This window comes from Leptolyngbya sp. FACHB-261 (assembly GCF_014696065.1).
In the GTDB taxonomy this organism is placed as follows: Bacteria; Cyanobacteriota; Cyanobacteriia; order FACHB-261; family FACHB-261; genus FACHB-261.
Genome location: NZ_JACJPL010000022.1, coordinates 226,470 through 239,646, shown reverse-complemented (window position 1 = coordinate 239,646; position 13,177 = coordinate 226,470). Strand labels below are relative to the sequence as shown.

General features: G+C 51.1%; 11 protein-coding genes. 8 read left to right on the top strand and 3 right to left on the bottom strand.

All coding sequences use genetic code 11. The features are described 5' to 3' along the window. Positions 1 to 10 precede the first annotated feature (10 nt). The gene (locus tag H6F94_RS13975; protein WP_190802841.1) at positions 11 to 436 is read right to left on the bottom strand and encodes a hypothetical protein; all 426 of its coding nucleotides are present in this window, start codon (positions 434 to 436) and stop codon (positions 11 to 13) included. 755 nt (positions 437 to 1,191) lie between these two features. On the opposite strand from H6F94_RS13975, the gene H6F94_RS13970 reads away from it, so the two are divergent. The 3 genes from H6F94_RS13970 (at position 1,192) to H6F94_RS13960 (ending at position 5,184) form a co-directional block, all read left to right on the top strand. Then, complete coding sequence (locus H6F94_RS13970) at positions 1,192 to 4,029, top strand: M14 family zinc carboxypeptidase (RefSeq protein WP_190802840.1); 2,838 nt, start codon at positions 1,192 to 1,194, stop codon at positions 4,027 to 4,029. A 255-nt stretch (positions 4,030 to 4,284) separates the two neighbouring features. Further along, the gene (locus tag H6F94_RS13965; RefSeq protein ID WP_190802839.1) at positions 4,285 to 4,845 is read left to right on the top strand and encodes a hypothetical protein; all 561 of its coding nucleotides are present in this window, start codon (positions 4,285 to 4,287) and stop codon (positions 4,843 to 4,845) included. Between the two features lie 186 nt (positions 4,846 to 5,031). Continuing rightward, a complete protein-coding gene (locus tag H6F94_RS13960; RefSeq protein WP_190802838.1) occupies positions 5,032 to 5,184 on the top strand; it encodes a hypothetical protein in 153 nt (50 codons plus the stop codon). Positions 5,185 to 5,288: 104 nt separating this feature from the next. Here H6F94_RS13960 and H6F94_RS13955 read toward each other — a convergent pair whose 3' ends face one another. Both H6F94_RS13955 and H6F94_RS13950 read right to left on the bottom strand, forming a co-directional pair. Then, positions 5,289 to 6,836, bottom strand: coding sequence for a TAXI family TRAP transporter solute-binding subunit (locus H6F94_RS13955; RefSeq protein WP_190802837.1), 1,548 nt, complete (start codon positions 6,834 to 6,836; stop codon positions 5,289 to 5,291). 255 nt (positions 6,837 to 7,091) lie between these two features. Beyond that, positions 7,092 to 7,832 (bottom strand): proteasome-type protease, encoded by a 741-nt coding sequence (locus H6F94_RS13950; RefSeq protein ID WP_190802836.1) that lies wholly within the window; start codon positions 7,830 to 7,832, stop codon positions 7,092 to 7,094. 104 nt (positions 7,833 to 7,936) lie between these two features. Between H6F94_RS13950 and H6F94_RS13945 the strand changes: the two genes are divergently transcribed. The 5 genes from H6F94_RS13945 (at position 7,937) to H6F94_RS13925 (ending at position 13,095) form a co-directional block, all read left to right on the top strand. After that, positions 7,937 to 8,143, top strand: a complete 207-nt coding sequence (locus H6F94_RS13945) for a hypothetical protein (protein ID WP_190802835.1) — start codon at positions 7,937 to 7,939, stop codon at positions 8,141 to 8,143. Positions 8,144 to 8,474: 331 nt separating this feature from the next. Next, complete coding sequence (locus H6F94_RS13940) at positions 8,475 to 9,122, top strand: hypothetical protein (protein WP_190802834.1); 648 nt, start codon at positions 8,475 to 8,477, stop codon at positions 9,120 to 9,122. 235 nt (positions 9,123 to 9,357) lie between these two features. Continuing rightward, positions 9,358 to 10,566: a DUF2382 domain-containing protein gene (locus H6F94_RS13935; protein WP_190802833.1), complete on the top strand. Its 1,209-nt coding sequence runs from the start codon at positions 9,358 to 9,360 to the stop codon at positions 10,564 to 10,566. Positions 10,567 to 10,801: 235 nt separating this feature from the next. Further along, positions 10,802 to 12,076 (top strand): DUF2382 domain-containing protein, encoded by a 1,275-nt coding sequence (locus H6F94_RS13930; RefSeq protein ID WP_242041181.1) that lies wholly within the window; start codon positions 10,802 to 10,804, stop codon positions 12,074 to 12,076. 68 nt (positions 12,077 to 12,144) lie between these two features. Continuing rightward, positions 12,145 to 13,095 carry a DUF2382 domain-containing protein gene (locus H6F94_RS13925; protein ID WP_190802832.1) on the top strand — a complete coding sequence of 317 codons (951 nt, stop codon included), beginning with the start codon at positions 12,145 to 12,147 and terminating at the stop codon, positions 13,093 to 13,095. Positions 13,096 to 13,177 lie beyond the last annotated feature (82 nt).

Below are 13,177 nucleotides of genomic sequence, written 5' to 3'. Positions count from 1 at the left end.
TCAGCCCAAATCAGCGCGAGAAAGCCTGAATGCATCTCACCAGTGCCGCGTTTTCAGTGTCGCTGAGCCTGTGTTCTGTTGCTTGATAATGATTCAGGTCGTAGACCAGACCACGTAGAGACTGCCAACGACTGGAGGTGCGATAGGGAGGAGAGACGCGCGTAACGTTCTCAATCTGACCTTGATTGAAGAAGCCTCGAAAACAGGCTGGCTCGGACTGGCGACGTCCCTCTAGACCGATCACCGTGCGCCCTAGTCTCCGAAACAGCAAATACTGCCCACTGGGTCTACCAGATGAGGAGAGTTGCTCATAGTAATAGTCTCTGGGCAAATTTCGAGGCAAGTTTTGGCGTGAATCTCTGGGCGTTGCCACAGGGCTCAGGGGTTGGGCTTGGCCGGTGAAGCTCACAAGTGGAATACCGACCAAAAGCAGCAAAGCTATTGCATTTTTAGAAAAGCTTGATATCATTTCTTGCCATTTAAAACCAATTTGAATTTGAACTCAGCAACTAAATGCAATCAGATGAAACCTTTTAAAGTTAGACACCATTATCTCAAAGCTAGTTCCTTAAGTGGAGCCCTAAAGATCAGCTTTAAATCTGGCTCTAAAGCTGGCCTTACCGTTGGCATTGTCATTGGCTCTAAAAACTTAAGACTTTGTAAGATCTATTCTTTCTCTCCATATCGAGATTTGCGATCCCAAGTGTAGCGAATGATTCAAAATGAAGAGAATCGCACTGTTAAGTTCGTCTGGGTGCAAACTTACTTCTGTTTCGGTTAAGCTGCTTGAAGTGTCCAATTGTCTCTCTGCTTGAAAGGGGTAGGTATAAGCCCTCAAATGGTCTGGTTGGCTTTTGAGAAACCTGGGTTGACCCGCTAGATTGTTAGATCAATGGTTTAATGGGTCAGTCATAAAAAAGCTTGCCAAGGCAGGTTTTGGTTAAGCTCTTAATAAGTTTCTCAAGACTTACATTGCTATCTGTTTGTGGTTTAGCTAGGGTTATTTCATAGCATCGCTCAGCATTGCATCGCTCAGCATTGCTTCCCCCCAATGCCGAGCAACACCTCAGCGAGGGCTCTATTGGTGAGTGCCTGATTTTTCAGTGTGCAGCTGGCGGCTATTCCAGGTTTTTGAACCTGTGATAGTCAGCCTGATATTTCTATGTCTCACCATCTAGGCCCTGTATCACTATGTCAACTTCGGATCTAGAAGACACTACCGTCTTTATCGATGAAGATTTTTCAGATGCCAGCGGCAGCACCCCTCCTCCGGGTTGGACAACGGAGGTGCTGGAAGGCAACCCGGCAACGGATGTTTGGCGATTCGATAATCCGGGCAATCGCGCAGAGATCAGTGAGCCTTACAATCCCAATTTTGACAATCCCGTTGCGGTTTACGACAGTGACAAGCTCTCAGACGACAATGTTCCAGAGAATATTGCCTTTGAATCTCCGGTCTTCAATGCCTCAACAGCCTCGGGGGTTTTTCTCACCTTTGACCAGTTCTACGGCGGTTTTTCGACGGGTGAGAATGCTAGTGAGGCGATAGTTGAAGCTTACAACGGCTCAACCTGGCAGGAAGTTTATTCTTCCAACACCGGTAGCTTTGACATCAACACTCAAACGCTAGACCTGACTAACACTCTAGCGGGTGTCCAAGATGCTCAGATCCGCTTTCGCTTTGATGGCAATTGGTCATATCTGTGGGCCATTGACAATGTCAAAGTAGTTGATGCTCTGCCTATTGGTGTTGTGGCACCGACCAGTCTAGTTGGCGTTAGCGAAGATAACGTTTCGGACCCCCTAAGCTTTCAATTCAGCCTCAACAGCAGGCCAACTTCGGATGTCACCCTCACTTTCAATGCTGACAGAAGCCAATTACAGGCCATCGCCCCAATTACCTTCACCCCTGACAATTGGCTGATTCCTCAAGCCCGTACGGTCACAGCTGTGGCTGATGACATTGAAGAGGGCAATGAGCAGACCAGTTCAGTAGAGGTCACGGTTAGCAGCGAAGACAGCGATTACAACGGCCTAATCGTTAATGACGTTCCAGTTGAAATTACAGAGAATGTCATTCCTGGCTTCACCAGTTACCGCACAGTCGAACAAACCTACCGGGATCTCTCTCAGCTGGCCTCAGCGAATCCCAATATTGCGAGCTGGATCGATATTGGCGACAGCTACGACAAAATTACACCAGGCGGCGATCCAGGTTATGACCTGCGAGTTCTGGAACTGACCAACAAGAACGTCACGGTGCCGGGCGACAAGCCAGTCCTGTATGTCGAGGCCGGTATTCACGCTCGCGAGTACTCCACCAATGAGGTGCTGACTCGCTTTGCCGAATATTTGGTGACTAACTATGGCAAAAACGCCGATATCACCTGGATCCTCGACTACTTCCAGCTCGACCTCAACCCAGTCGTTAACCCAGACGGCCGTAAGTTTGCAGAGCAGGGTTACTCCTGGCGCAAAAACACTAACCCTAAGGTCCCCCCTGGCGTGGATCCAGCTCCCTTCCCCGACTACGGCGTTGACCTCAATCGCAACCACGACTTTCGATGGGGCACAGTTCCGGGCGGTTCCAGTGGCGATCCAGCAGATCTAACTTACCGAGGTGCCTCGCCAGCCTCAGAGCCGGAGACCAAAGCGGTTGAAGACTTTGTTGGAACCCTGTTCCCAGGCCGGCAAGGCGCAAGCCAAACCACCCCAGCCGATGAGAATGCCTCTGGCCTGTTCATTGACCTGCACAGCTACGGCAATACAGTTCTCTATCCCTGGGGTTCTACGTATGATCCTGCTCCTAACCGGGAAGGACTGCGCAATTTGGGCCTCAAGTTCGGCTACTACACAGCCAGCAACGGCACGCCCTACGATATTTATCAATCCATTGGTCTCTATCCCACTGACGGGACGACAGACGATTGGGCCTACGGCACTTTTGGCGTCCCCAGCTACACCTGGGAATTGGGGACTGACTTCTTTGAACCCAGTGAGTACTTCGAGGAGTCGATTGCACCGCAGATTATCCCCGCTCTGCTTTACGCCGCCAAATCGGCCTATCGCCCCTACCAAACCGCAGATGGTCCAGAGTCAGTAGGCGTTGCCACCGACCTGGGACAGGTTGCAGCGGGCACAGTGCCCGTCGTGCTATCAGCCACTGGCGATGACACTCGCTATGCAGACAGCAACAACGAGGGCCTAGAGGAAGGGACTGAACTGCCACCCTCCCAGGACATCGCTGCCGCTCGCTACAGCATCGATGCACCCTCCTGGATCCCAGGCACGCAGCTCTACTCTTTGCGGGCTGCAGATGGCAACTTCAACACTTCAGTCGAAGGTCTGCAAGCTTCGATCGATACCTCTAGCCTGGCCCTTGGTCGCCACACAATCTTTGTCGAGAGCCAGGATGGTGATGGCAATTGGGGTGTGCCCTCGGCTGTATTCCTAGATGTCGTCGCAGCGTCAGAGGATGCCACGGTTATTGATGGCACGGATGGCCGCAACACCTTAATCGGTGGGGACGGCAACGAGATCTTCTACGGTCGTGCAGGCAATGACACGATTCGGACCGGAGACGGGGACGATCTAATCCTCGCAGGCGACGGTGACGACGCGGCTCAAGGCAATGCTGGAGACGACGTGCTCTACGGCGGCAACGGCAACGACCGGCTGAACGGCAAAGGCGGTGACGACTCGCTCTACGGTAATGCCGGAGACGACCAGCTGATTGGCTTCAAAGGCGATGACCTGCTCGATGGCGGCGAGGGCGATGACACGCTCAGCGGCGGCGAAGGGCGCGACCAATTTGTGCTGCGCCAAGGTGACGGCTCCGATATCATCGGCGATTTCAAAGTCAACAAGGATGTCTTGAGCTTGGTAGATGGCCTGACCTTCGGCGATCTCACCCTGACGCAACGCAACGGCAACACGCAACTCAGCATCGCCAGCGACGATGAGTTGTTGGCAACGCTGGTCGGCGTCCAAGTCAGTACCTTGGGTGCGGGCAGCTTTGTTGCTGCTTAGGGTTATCCATTAAGCTCTCTAGAATCTCTAGAGAGCTTAAATGTTTGTGACCTGTGCTCTGTATGTTGATAAAAGTGACTTGAGGCGAGATGATCTCGCCTCAAGTTGTTTGTGCCTAATGTGCCATTAAGCCACGTTTGATAAACCTTTATTTAATAGACTCTTAATGGCTCCTGTGGTCAGAGTCAACCAGTAGGTAGAGGCTGGAATCCAGCACCCAGCCTAGATTTGGGGTGACGCACTGGGGACAAGGCAATGGGTAACGACATGCAGGTTAATTTCAAACTGCTCAACTCCCTGACTATTGCTCTGCTGTCAATCATGGAGGCAGAGGCCGTTAGCTTTAGCTATTGGGCAAGCAAGCTAATCCAGCAAGGCATTGAGCCTCAGATGCCCAATGCTGCACACCGCGCACCCACACATCAAACGCCCACCTACCAATCGCCGACGCACCAGGCATCGCAGGGTCACAATCACCAGGGATATACCCCGCCACAGCCAGCTCAGCGCTATGAAGTGCCTGCTGAGCCGAAGGCAGACCCAGCTCTGGAGCAGCGGATTGAGGCGTTGGAGGAAGCTTTGAAGGGCGATCTGACCGGCCATATGGGCCAAATCAGTCAGACTTTGGCAGTGCTTGAAAGCCGTATTGCCGCTATGGAGTATTCTCAAAGCCAAAACACAGACCAGCGCACCGAGCACTTGCTCAGGCGGCTGGTGCAAGCAGTCAATATTTTGGAGGGTCGACTGGCCACTCTGGAGCACTCAAAAGAGGATGACCAGGGTCAGAGAGTTAAGCCCACAGAGTTCTATACCTAAGTTTCACAGCCTAAGTTTCCGGCACTAAAAAACCTCAAGACCCCCTCGAGATCCCCAAGAACCCTTTTAGTGTATTCAGCGCTACGCCGCTGCTCTGTTGACTTGCCTGTTGGCAAATGCTGACAATGCTTATACTGAGCTATTGAGCATCCGGCAAGCTCAGCAACCCATGAGGAGCCTAAGGCTATGAACAAGGGGACTGCTCTGCTCTCCCGTATCGTGATCCTGGTGGTAGACAGCGTTAGTTTGGCCCGTCAAGAGCTGAATGCGACTATTCAGCGTCGATTTGGACAGCGTAAGGCATTGCCCCCCTCTGACGAGCGAGACAGACGCTACTAGAGGTTCTATCGAGAAGTGTTTTAAACCAATAAGGGTTCTTAGCACCAGGCGGTGGCTTGACTGTCAGAAACTCATTGAGCCCAATCAGGAACCTAGCCAGCGATTTATCGGGTCCAGTCAACAGTGCTTGGCTCCGAGGTTGCTGGTGTTGTTCTTGCGGGTAGCTTGGGATTCAAGAGCATAAGGGACATCAGGATCAGCTCCCGAAGGCGCAGATAAGTTTGCAGATCTATTCGCTTTTGTGAAAACATAGCTTGGTAGCTTTGCTGGAAGTATTCCAGTTGCTTAAGGGCAACATTGGGATCGGCAAGTAACATGCTTTGCCATTGATCCACGAGTAGTAGAGCGTTTTGCGCACAGTCTTGCTGCTGTTGCTCCAAGGCAGTTCGACACTGGCCTTCGAAGGCACGGGTGATACGTTCTAGCTGCTCGTAAGTTTCAGCTGCAACTTGTCCATCTAGCGACTGCTGCAAGTGCGCTTGACGTAGATCTTCCACTCCGACAAGGGCTTCTTGAGGGTTGTGCTGTAGTGAGTTCTGCAGTTGGCTGATCTTGTCGTACGTCTGAGCGATTAACTTTCTTGATTGTCGTCGTCGCAGCCATTGCACGAATAAGCCGATTGCACTGGTGCCCACTAAAATTACGGCTCCAGCCTGCAAGTCCTGGTTCTGCTGCCAGTACCGTAACCAGGTTGCGCCTGGGTCACCGTAGTCGAACACCGCCTGCGCACCAGGATGCACATAAACTAAGCCTTCCCGGAGCAGTGGCTCAACCCCTTGAGCTGCCAAAGTTGGATCAAAGAAGGGTAGATACTCCTGAGCTGTAGACATCAGCGCCCAAGTCATGCGGCTGACTTTCTCGCGGTCTACATCCGCACGAGTCACCAGCACCGTCGCCGTCGAGAGCGTCAGTAGATTAGTGGGAGGCAGTGGTGGCAGCGAACGGTAAGCTCCGGCTGGAATGGTTACAGACTGATAAGACCCGGAATTTTGAACTGTGAGGTAGTTAGCCAGACTGCGCTGGATCGGTACCAAACGCAAGGTGCGTCCCGTATTTAGCTCTGCCCTTACCGTCCCGCTCGTGCCCAAGCTGCCAACGTAAACTAGAGCGGCAATCTTGCCAGCCTTCAGTTTCTTAAACGCATCTGCCAAAGTTGCTTCATCAACAATGACGCTGACATTGGCTGCTGTTAACAGTTGGCTAGAAGTGAAGCGAATACCCGTTCCTTGCGCACCCAAGGCAACTTGTTGGCCTTGCAGATCGGCAACAGTGCGAATCCGAGAATTCGCCTGGGTAATCACATGCACATACTCGTTAGCCAGCACTGCAACAGTTTGAAGTTGCGGGCCTCGGCTTGGTTGATTTTGGCCTCGTTGCTGTTTGCGAATAGCATCCCTGACTAAATCCAACTGCACGAGAGCAAAGTCGGTTTCGCCCCTGAGCAGACGCTCTAGATTAGTTTTTGAACCTGGCGAGTTGTAGGCATCTTGGACTTGGAGATCGCCAACCGCTTGTGCAGAGTGACTAATTTGTTGTCCAAGCGCCTTGTAGCTGCCCGCCTCACCACTGGAAAGCTTAATTGGCTCGGTCCAGGCTGCACAACTGCTCAACAGGAATGACAGCAGCAGTCCTCCCCAACTCAGTGGGCCCACTTGCTTCCTCGGTTGCCTCAAGGCTGCTGCCTCCGCTCAAAGGTTCAAACGGTTGGACGACCAGTCATGCCAACAGTGATGTAGAAACTTTACCGCCTCAATAGAGGGCAGCTCCGGATCAAAAACTCTAGACCAAAGCAAAAGTTCTAGATACAAAGATAAATGAGCTGGTAGATGAGCTGAATGAATGAGTAACCCCGGTTTTAGATAGACCAGCTTTGAGAGCTTTAGCGAATAGCTTTAGCTGCTATCGCCTCAGCAACCGCAGCCATCCCAAGGAACCGGTGGCATAAGTGCAACCAATCTTTGCAACTCCTGCTCCCACTGGCGACGAGTGTTGATCAGAAACTCATCTTGTTCGCCCAAGCGACAGCGTTGGCTGATGCGCAGGCTGTCGGCTGTGTAAGCCACAATTTCGATCGGCGGACCCACACCCAAGTTGCTGCGCATGGTGGCATCCATCGAGATAAGGGCGCAACGGGCCGCATCCTCCAGGCTGCTTTCATAGCGAAAGGCGCGGTCTAGGATTGGCTTACCGTATTTGGTTTCGCCCAATTGCAGAAATGGCGTTTCGGGCGTTGCTTGAATGCAGTTGCCTTCGGTGTAAATCAGATACAACTCATGAGCTTGCCCCTTGATCTGACCGCCCACAATCATCCGCGAGCTGAAAGAGATATTTGAGCTTTCCAGACTAGGGCGGTCCCATTCAGCAATCGTCCGATTTTTAGAACCCAGATAGCGAGCAACCGCATACATAGAGGGCAGGTTATGCAAGTTCTCTGCGCCTGCATCTTCTAGATCCTGTTTCAGCAGCGACATCACTGACTGGGAGGACGATAGGTTGCCAGAGGTCATAATGACCAGGACTCGGTCTCCCTCTTGACTGAAATCGAACAACTTAGCGTAGGTTGCCACGCTGTCCACCCCAGCATTGGTTCGGCTGTCAGAGGTGAACACCAACCCACTCTGGGTCAGCAGGCCGAGACAGTAAGTCATGACACTGGGGACAGCAATAAGCACTGGGCGAACCGTAGCTGCTTGGTCATAATCGGAGGTGATAGTGTTTCAACGCAACTGAATAAGTTCTTAAAGGGCTGCCGATGCTCCTATCTATGTCCCTGTCGGCTGATCTAGGAGTGATCTACGAGGTGGAGTGCCTGCCTCCGGCCTGGTTTTTGGTTCTGAGTGTTCATACTGATGGTCAAACTATAGTATCTGAAAGTTTAACCACAACTCCTCTACTGCCCTTGCAGGAGGGCGACCACTATTACACAACCGCCTGGTCTGCTCGGCCTGCTACAACCTGACCTTTCACGCTCTGTTTGACATGTTTGCTAAAGCTCCCTAGCACTTGATCGATAGGCTCGGACTCGTTAACGTAGAACAAACGGTTGGAATCGGTATAGGACAAGACGCTGCCAATACTACAGTTGCAGAGTTTTGTGAGCTAGTGTGCGGCAGAAGCTTAAAGGTTGATGTAGCCCTGATCCCAACTATTTGTGAACAATTTGAAATAACTTAAATCTCTACCCTATGACGGTGGGTAGAGTTTCTACTTTCTCTCTTGTGATGGAGGAGAAGCAATAGAAGTTTAACTATTGTTTTCTCAAGCTTCCAAATTGGAGAGGGAAAACAGCCATGGCAATGGGCGTTGAAAGTTCGGTGGTTCGCAGTGAAGTTTTAGATCATGATCGCGTGCGTTGGGGCCCAATTATTGCGGGTCTATTTGTCGCTTTAAGTAGCCAGCTCGTACTGAGTGCTTTGGGCGCTGCGATTGGACTAAACGTCCTGTCTTCCTCGGGTGCACCTCGTAGTAATGCTAACGAAGTGGGAACCGGCGTTGCTATTTGGGCAGCAGTTAGTCTTCTCATTTCTCTGTACTTGGGAGGGCTGACTGTAGGGCGCGGCTCTCTTCCCCTCAGCCGGGGTGCAGCAATTCTCAACGGCATTGTCCTCTGGGCAACCACGTTGGCCTTGGGTTCTTGGTTACTGTCGGGTGGCGTAAGCGGCATCTTTGGCGCAGTTGCCAATAACGCAGGCGAGATTGCTCAGACTGTGCAACAAGCGGGTACCGACATCGGTCAAGCAGCTCAGCAGGCAACCCAAACCGCTGCTCCACCTAGTGCTAACCAAGTCCGCAATATTGCGAGTGCAGGGGCAACAACTGGTTGGTCTTTTGTGTTCGGCTCTCTGCTAGGTCTAGCAGCCTCTATCTTTGGCACACTAAGTGGCAACAAAAAGCGGGTCGTTCGTTCTCAAGTGATTGACAATCGTCCCTATAGCTAACTCTTTATCAGTGGGTTACCAACAGGGTCTTTAACAGAATCTTGAACTCGGAGAGAAATATCTAGCCAGGCTGTCGTAAGAACGTCTGGCTTTTTTGTTCTGTTTTTTAGGCCGTTTTTTTGGTAGACCTGCAAAGCAGAATGTATGTTATGCCCAGGGCAAGATGGAGCCAAGCCCCTGACTTCTTAGCATACAGGCATATTATTAGCCGATTCAGAAGCAGAGGGACTAGAACATGGCTCTACTTAAACTCAAAGATTTTGACCCCAATTATCGAGAATTTTTTGGTGGGGGCGACATCAAGGGCTTAGATGTCTACTCGGATGATACCCAGGAAAAGGTCGGCAAGGTCAATGATGTTCTAGTCGATGAAAACGGTCGGTTTCGCTACCTCGTCGTCGATGTCGGTTTTTGGTTTTTTGGCAAGAAAGTTTTAGTGCCTGTAGGCCGCTCCCGCATTGCGATTGACCACGATGCACGCCGAGTTTATGTGATGGGGCTCAGCAAAAAGCAGGCAGAAGATTTGCCTGAGTTTGATGAGCATCAGGGCATCAACGACGACTACGAAGAACGAGTGCGCGGGGTTTATCGCACAACTCCTGCAACGCCCGCTACTGAGCGCATGATTAGCCCAGTGGTGCCCATGGATGCATCGCCGGTCCCAATGATGGATAGCAGTGCCTTTCATGAAAACCCCCTGCGGGAAACCACCCTCCACAGCACCTCAGTTCAAGATAATTTCATCCAGCCCAGCCCAATTCAAAGTGCTCCAATTCCAAGCGAGCCTATCCAGCTCACACCAGTGCAAGCCTATTCAACATCTCCACGCAGTCTCTATCAGGAACGGCAGGATGGAATTGCAATTCCACCGCAAACCCTACCTCAATCAGCACCTACCACTCCTCAAGTAGATACGCTTTCTAGGGGAGAAACTTATGACTATCACAGTGACCCTGGGTTGTATAACCTCAATAGCCCCGATCATGAAGTGCTTAGACTGTATGAGGAACGGCTGATTGCCAACCGTAAGCGTCAGAAAGCGGGTGAAGTAGCAATTGGCAAGCATGTTGAAACTGAAACGGCGCGAGTTTCGGTACCAGTTGAAAAGGAGCATGTGATCATCGAACGTTCTACCCCAACTAACAACACTGTGTTTGAAGCCACTGACAATGATTTCGTGGATGGTGAAGTTGCGCGCATTGAAGTCTATGAGGAAACGGCCCGTATCCGCCGTGAGCCTTTTGTTCGTGAAGAAGTGAGGCTGAAGAAAGAGGTATATCAAGACACGGTCGAAGCCGAAGAAACCCTTCGCCGCGAGAAATTGGACATTGACACCCAGGGCCATCCAACTGTGGATAGAAGGATTGAAACTCAGGGTAACTCAGTTGTAGAGCAAAGAATGGATCGAAAAGTGAGCCGTTTTCCGGAAGACTGGACCAAATAGCCCTTTTAGATAACTCTTCGGCAAGGCGATTGCAACCCTCAAGATTGCGGCAAGCACTCAAATGCTAGCCCTTTGCGCCCTTGCTGTTGATCTTGATCTTGATACATTAAGATGCCTAGCCTACACCTCAGCCGTATCGGCTGGCTATGGCTTTTGTGCTTGCAGACCACAGCTGCAAGCAGCCTGTAAAACGGCAATGTCTCTGTTTCTTGTACCTTCAAAACTGGTTTAATCTATGTTCTCCCAAACACCTTCCAGGAGCCCACGAACCAGGAAGCATGAAGCTAATATTCTTGCTCTTCTGGCAAAATTGAGGCAAAAACTCCACAATTTTGCGGTTTTGGACCGCCAGGGTCGTTTAGTGGGTGAGGTTCGAGACTTAACTTTAGATACTGACCGTCGCCTCAACCTCATTGTCTCCCAGCCAGATCAGCACCAGGGCTCACGACTGTTCTTGATAGCTAGTCGCTTGATTCAGAACGTTGAATCCTCAACTCGTGCACTATCGGTGAATATGAGCCAGGAAGATATTCAAAATCTTCCGCCATACAGTCGGCTGGATGCATTAAAGGCCGAGCGTCTGGAATTGCCTCGTATTCCCATTCAACTGGCTCGCGAGGCGGTGGAGCAGGTTTCTACACAACCTCCAGCCCAATCTGCTGCTCCAGAGGCAACTAACCTAGAAACAGCCACCCTGAGAATAGCTAGCCCAGAAACAGCTAGCCCAGAAATAGCTAGGTCAGAAATAGGCAACCTTAAAACAGTTAGCTTTAAAACAGGGGCAACAGCAAACTCAACCTCTGTACTAGGGGCTAGTACAGTTCGCGCTGAAGCTAGAAACTCAGAAACTAAGAACGTAACAGAAATTACACCTGCTGCGGACACCACTGTAGTAGCAGCCGCTCAGGAGATCAACGAGCCGCGATCCCCAGAATCGCAGCTACCCGAACCAGTAATTCAGGCGACGCTTCTAGAAACTCCAGCTACCTCAGCTTTAGAAGCCACAGATGCAGCAGTTCCAGTTATAGAGCCTTTAACCGCAGAAGCGCCAAAACCTAAGTCGGAAATTGTCTCTGAAGAGATTGTTCGTCTTTTGGAGGAGCGCTTAGTCGTCAACTCCAAAAAGCGCAAGCTAGGTGAAGTTGTCGTTCGTAAGCAGATCGAAGTCCAGATGGTGCAAGTGCCTGTTCGGCGCGAGAAGCTGATCGTTGAGCAAATTAGCCCTGAACACAAGCAGTTAGCGACAGTAGATTTAGGGGAAGATGGCATTCCTGATCTGACACTGGCTGAGCTTAACAACTCAGAAGAAGCTAATTCAGAGACTCATAACAGCGTCATTGGTGAATTCTTATCCCCTAAGGCTGCTAGCTTGCTCTTGGACGCAATTGCTCACCGTTCTGACCATGGTTGTGGCAGAGTACGGGTTGAATTAATAATTGATGATCCTGAGCTTAAGAGAACTTATCAAGAGTGGTTCGATACCTGTTCTGCCCCTGGGAAGAGGGTCTAGTGCGATAAGTTTTCTACGATACTGAGTAAGTTAGTAAGAACAAGTTGATTTGGAGCTTCGGAGCTTATATGGCACTCGTAAAACTCTCGGATTTTGACCCGAATTATCGCGATCAATTTGATGGGGCTGATGTTAAAGGTCTAGATGTTTATGCAGAAACCACCAACGAGAAGGTTGGTTCTGTCAGTGACGTTCTGCTTGACGAAAACGAAGGCCGTTTTCGCTACATGATTGTTGACCTGGGCTTCTGGATTTTCGGTAAAAAAGTATTGCTGCCAGTAGGCCGCTCTCGCATTGATTACAATGCTCACCGGGTTTATGCCACTGGCTTTACCAAAGAGCAAGCCGAGAACTTACCTGAGTTCAAGGAAAACATGAAGATCGACTACGACCATGAGGAAGAAGTGCGTAACGTTTACCGCACCCCCATGGCCGCTAGCACCGCAGCGGTAGATCCGATGCTAACCAGCGGCACCGCTGTAGACCCCACCGCAACGTCGGCTTACACCAACTCTGACTTTGCTGGGGCTTCAACGACGGCTCAAACTGACTACACCAATTACGACCGCGATAGCTACAAGTACGACTACGACGCGGATCTGTACAACCTGAACGATCGTGACCACCAAACGCTTCGTCTCTATGAAGAGCGTCTAGTGGCGAACAAGCACCGCGCCAAGACCGGCGAAGTTGCTGTTGGTAAGCACGTTGAAACCGAGACTGCTCGCGTTTCAGTGCCGGTCGAGAAGGAGCGGGTTGTGATTGAGCGTGTGACCCCCACGGGCTCTACCGTAGTCAATCCTGGTGAAGCTGATTTCCGTGAAGGTGAAGTAGCTCGCGTGGAAGTCTACGAGGAAACTCCAGACATCCACAAGGAAGCCTTCGTCCGCGAAGAAGTGCGCATCAAAAAAGAAGTTGACCGCGATGTGGTTGATTCGGAAGAGCAGATCCACCGCGAAAAGCTCGACATTGATACCCAGGGCAACCCTGTTGTTGAGCGGACTGGCGACAATCTGTAAGTAGAGCAAAGCTTAGCTGGGGCTGAACCGTTCGATCGCAACTTTAAGTGATTGGGTTCAGCCCCGTGCTAGCCCGAAGTGA

Excerpts from the sequence above, each read along its gene's own strand:
- H6F94_RS13930 (WP_242041181.1), top strand. The coding sequence starts at position 10,802 with ATGTTCTCCCAAACACCTTCCAGGAGCCCACGAACCAGGAAGCATGAA.
- H6F94_RS13945 (WP_190802835.1), top strand. The coding sequence starts at position 7,937 with ATGCTCCTATCTATGTCCCTGTCGGCTGATCTAGGAGTGATCTACGAG.
- H6F94_RS13935 (WP_190802833.1), top strand. The coding sequence starts at position 9,358 with ATGGCTCTACTTAAACTCAAAGATTTTGACCCCAATTATCGAGAATTT.
- H6F94_RS13960 (WP_190802838.1), top strand. The coding sequence starts at position 5,032 with ATGAACAAGGGGACTGCTCTGCTCTCCCGTATCGTGATCCTGGTGGTA.
- H6F94_RS13950 (WP_190802836.1), bottom strand. The coding sequence starts at position 7,832 with ATGACTTACTGTCTCGGCCTGCTGACCCAGAGTGGGTTGGTGTTCACC.
- H6F94_RS13970 (WP_190802840.1), top strand. The coding sequence starts at position 1,192 with ATGTCAACTTCGGATCTAGAAGACACTACCGTCTTTATCGATGAAGAT.
- H6F94_RS13940 (WP_190802834.1), top strand. The coding sequence starts at position 8,475 with ATGGCAATGGGCGTTGAAAGTTCGGTGGTTCGCAGTGAAGTTTTAGAT.
- H6F94_RS13965 (WP_190802839.1), top strand. The coding sequence starts at position 4,285 with ATGGGTAACGACATGCAGGTTAATTTCAAACTGCTCAACTCCCTGACT.
- H6F94_RS13925 (WP_190802832.1), top strand. The coding sequence starts at position 12,145 with ATGGCACTCGTAAAACTCTCGGATTTTGACCCGAATTATCGCGATCAA.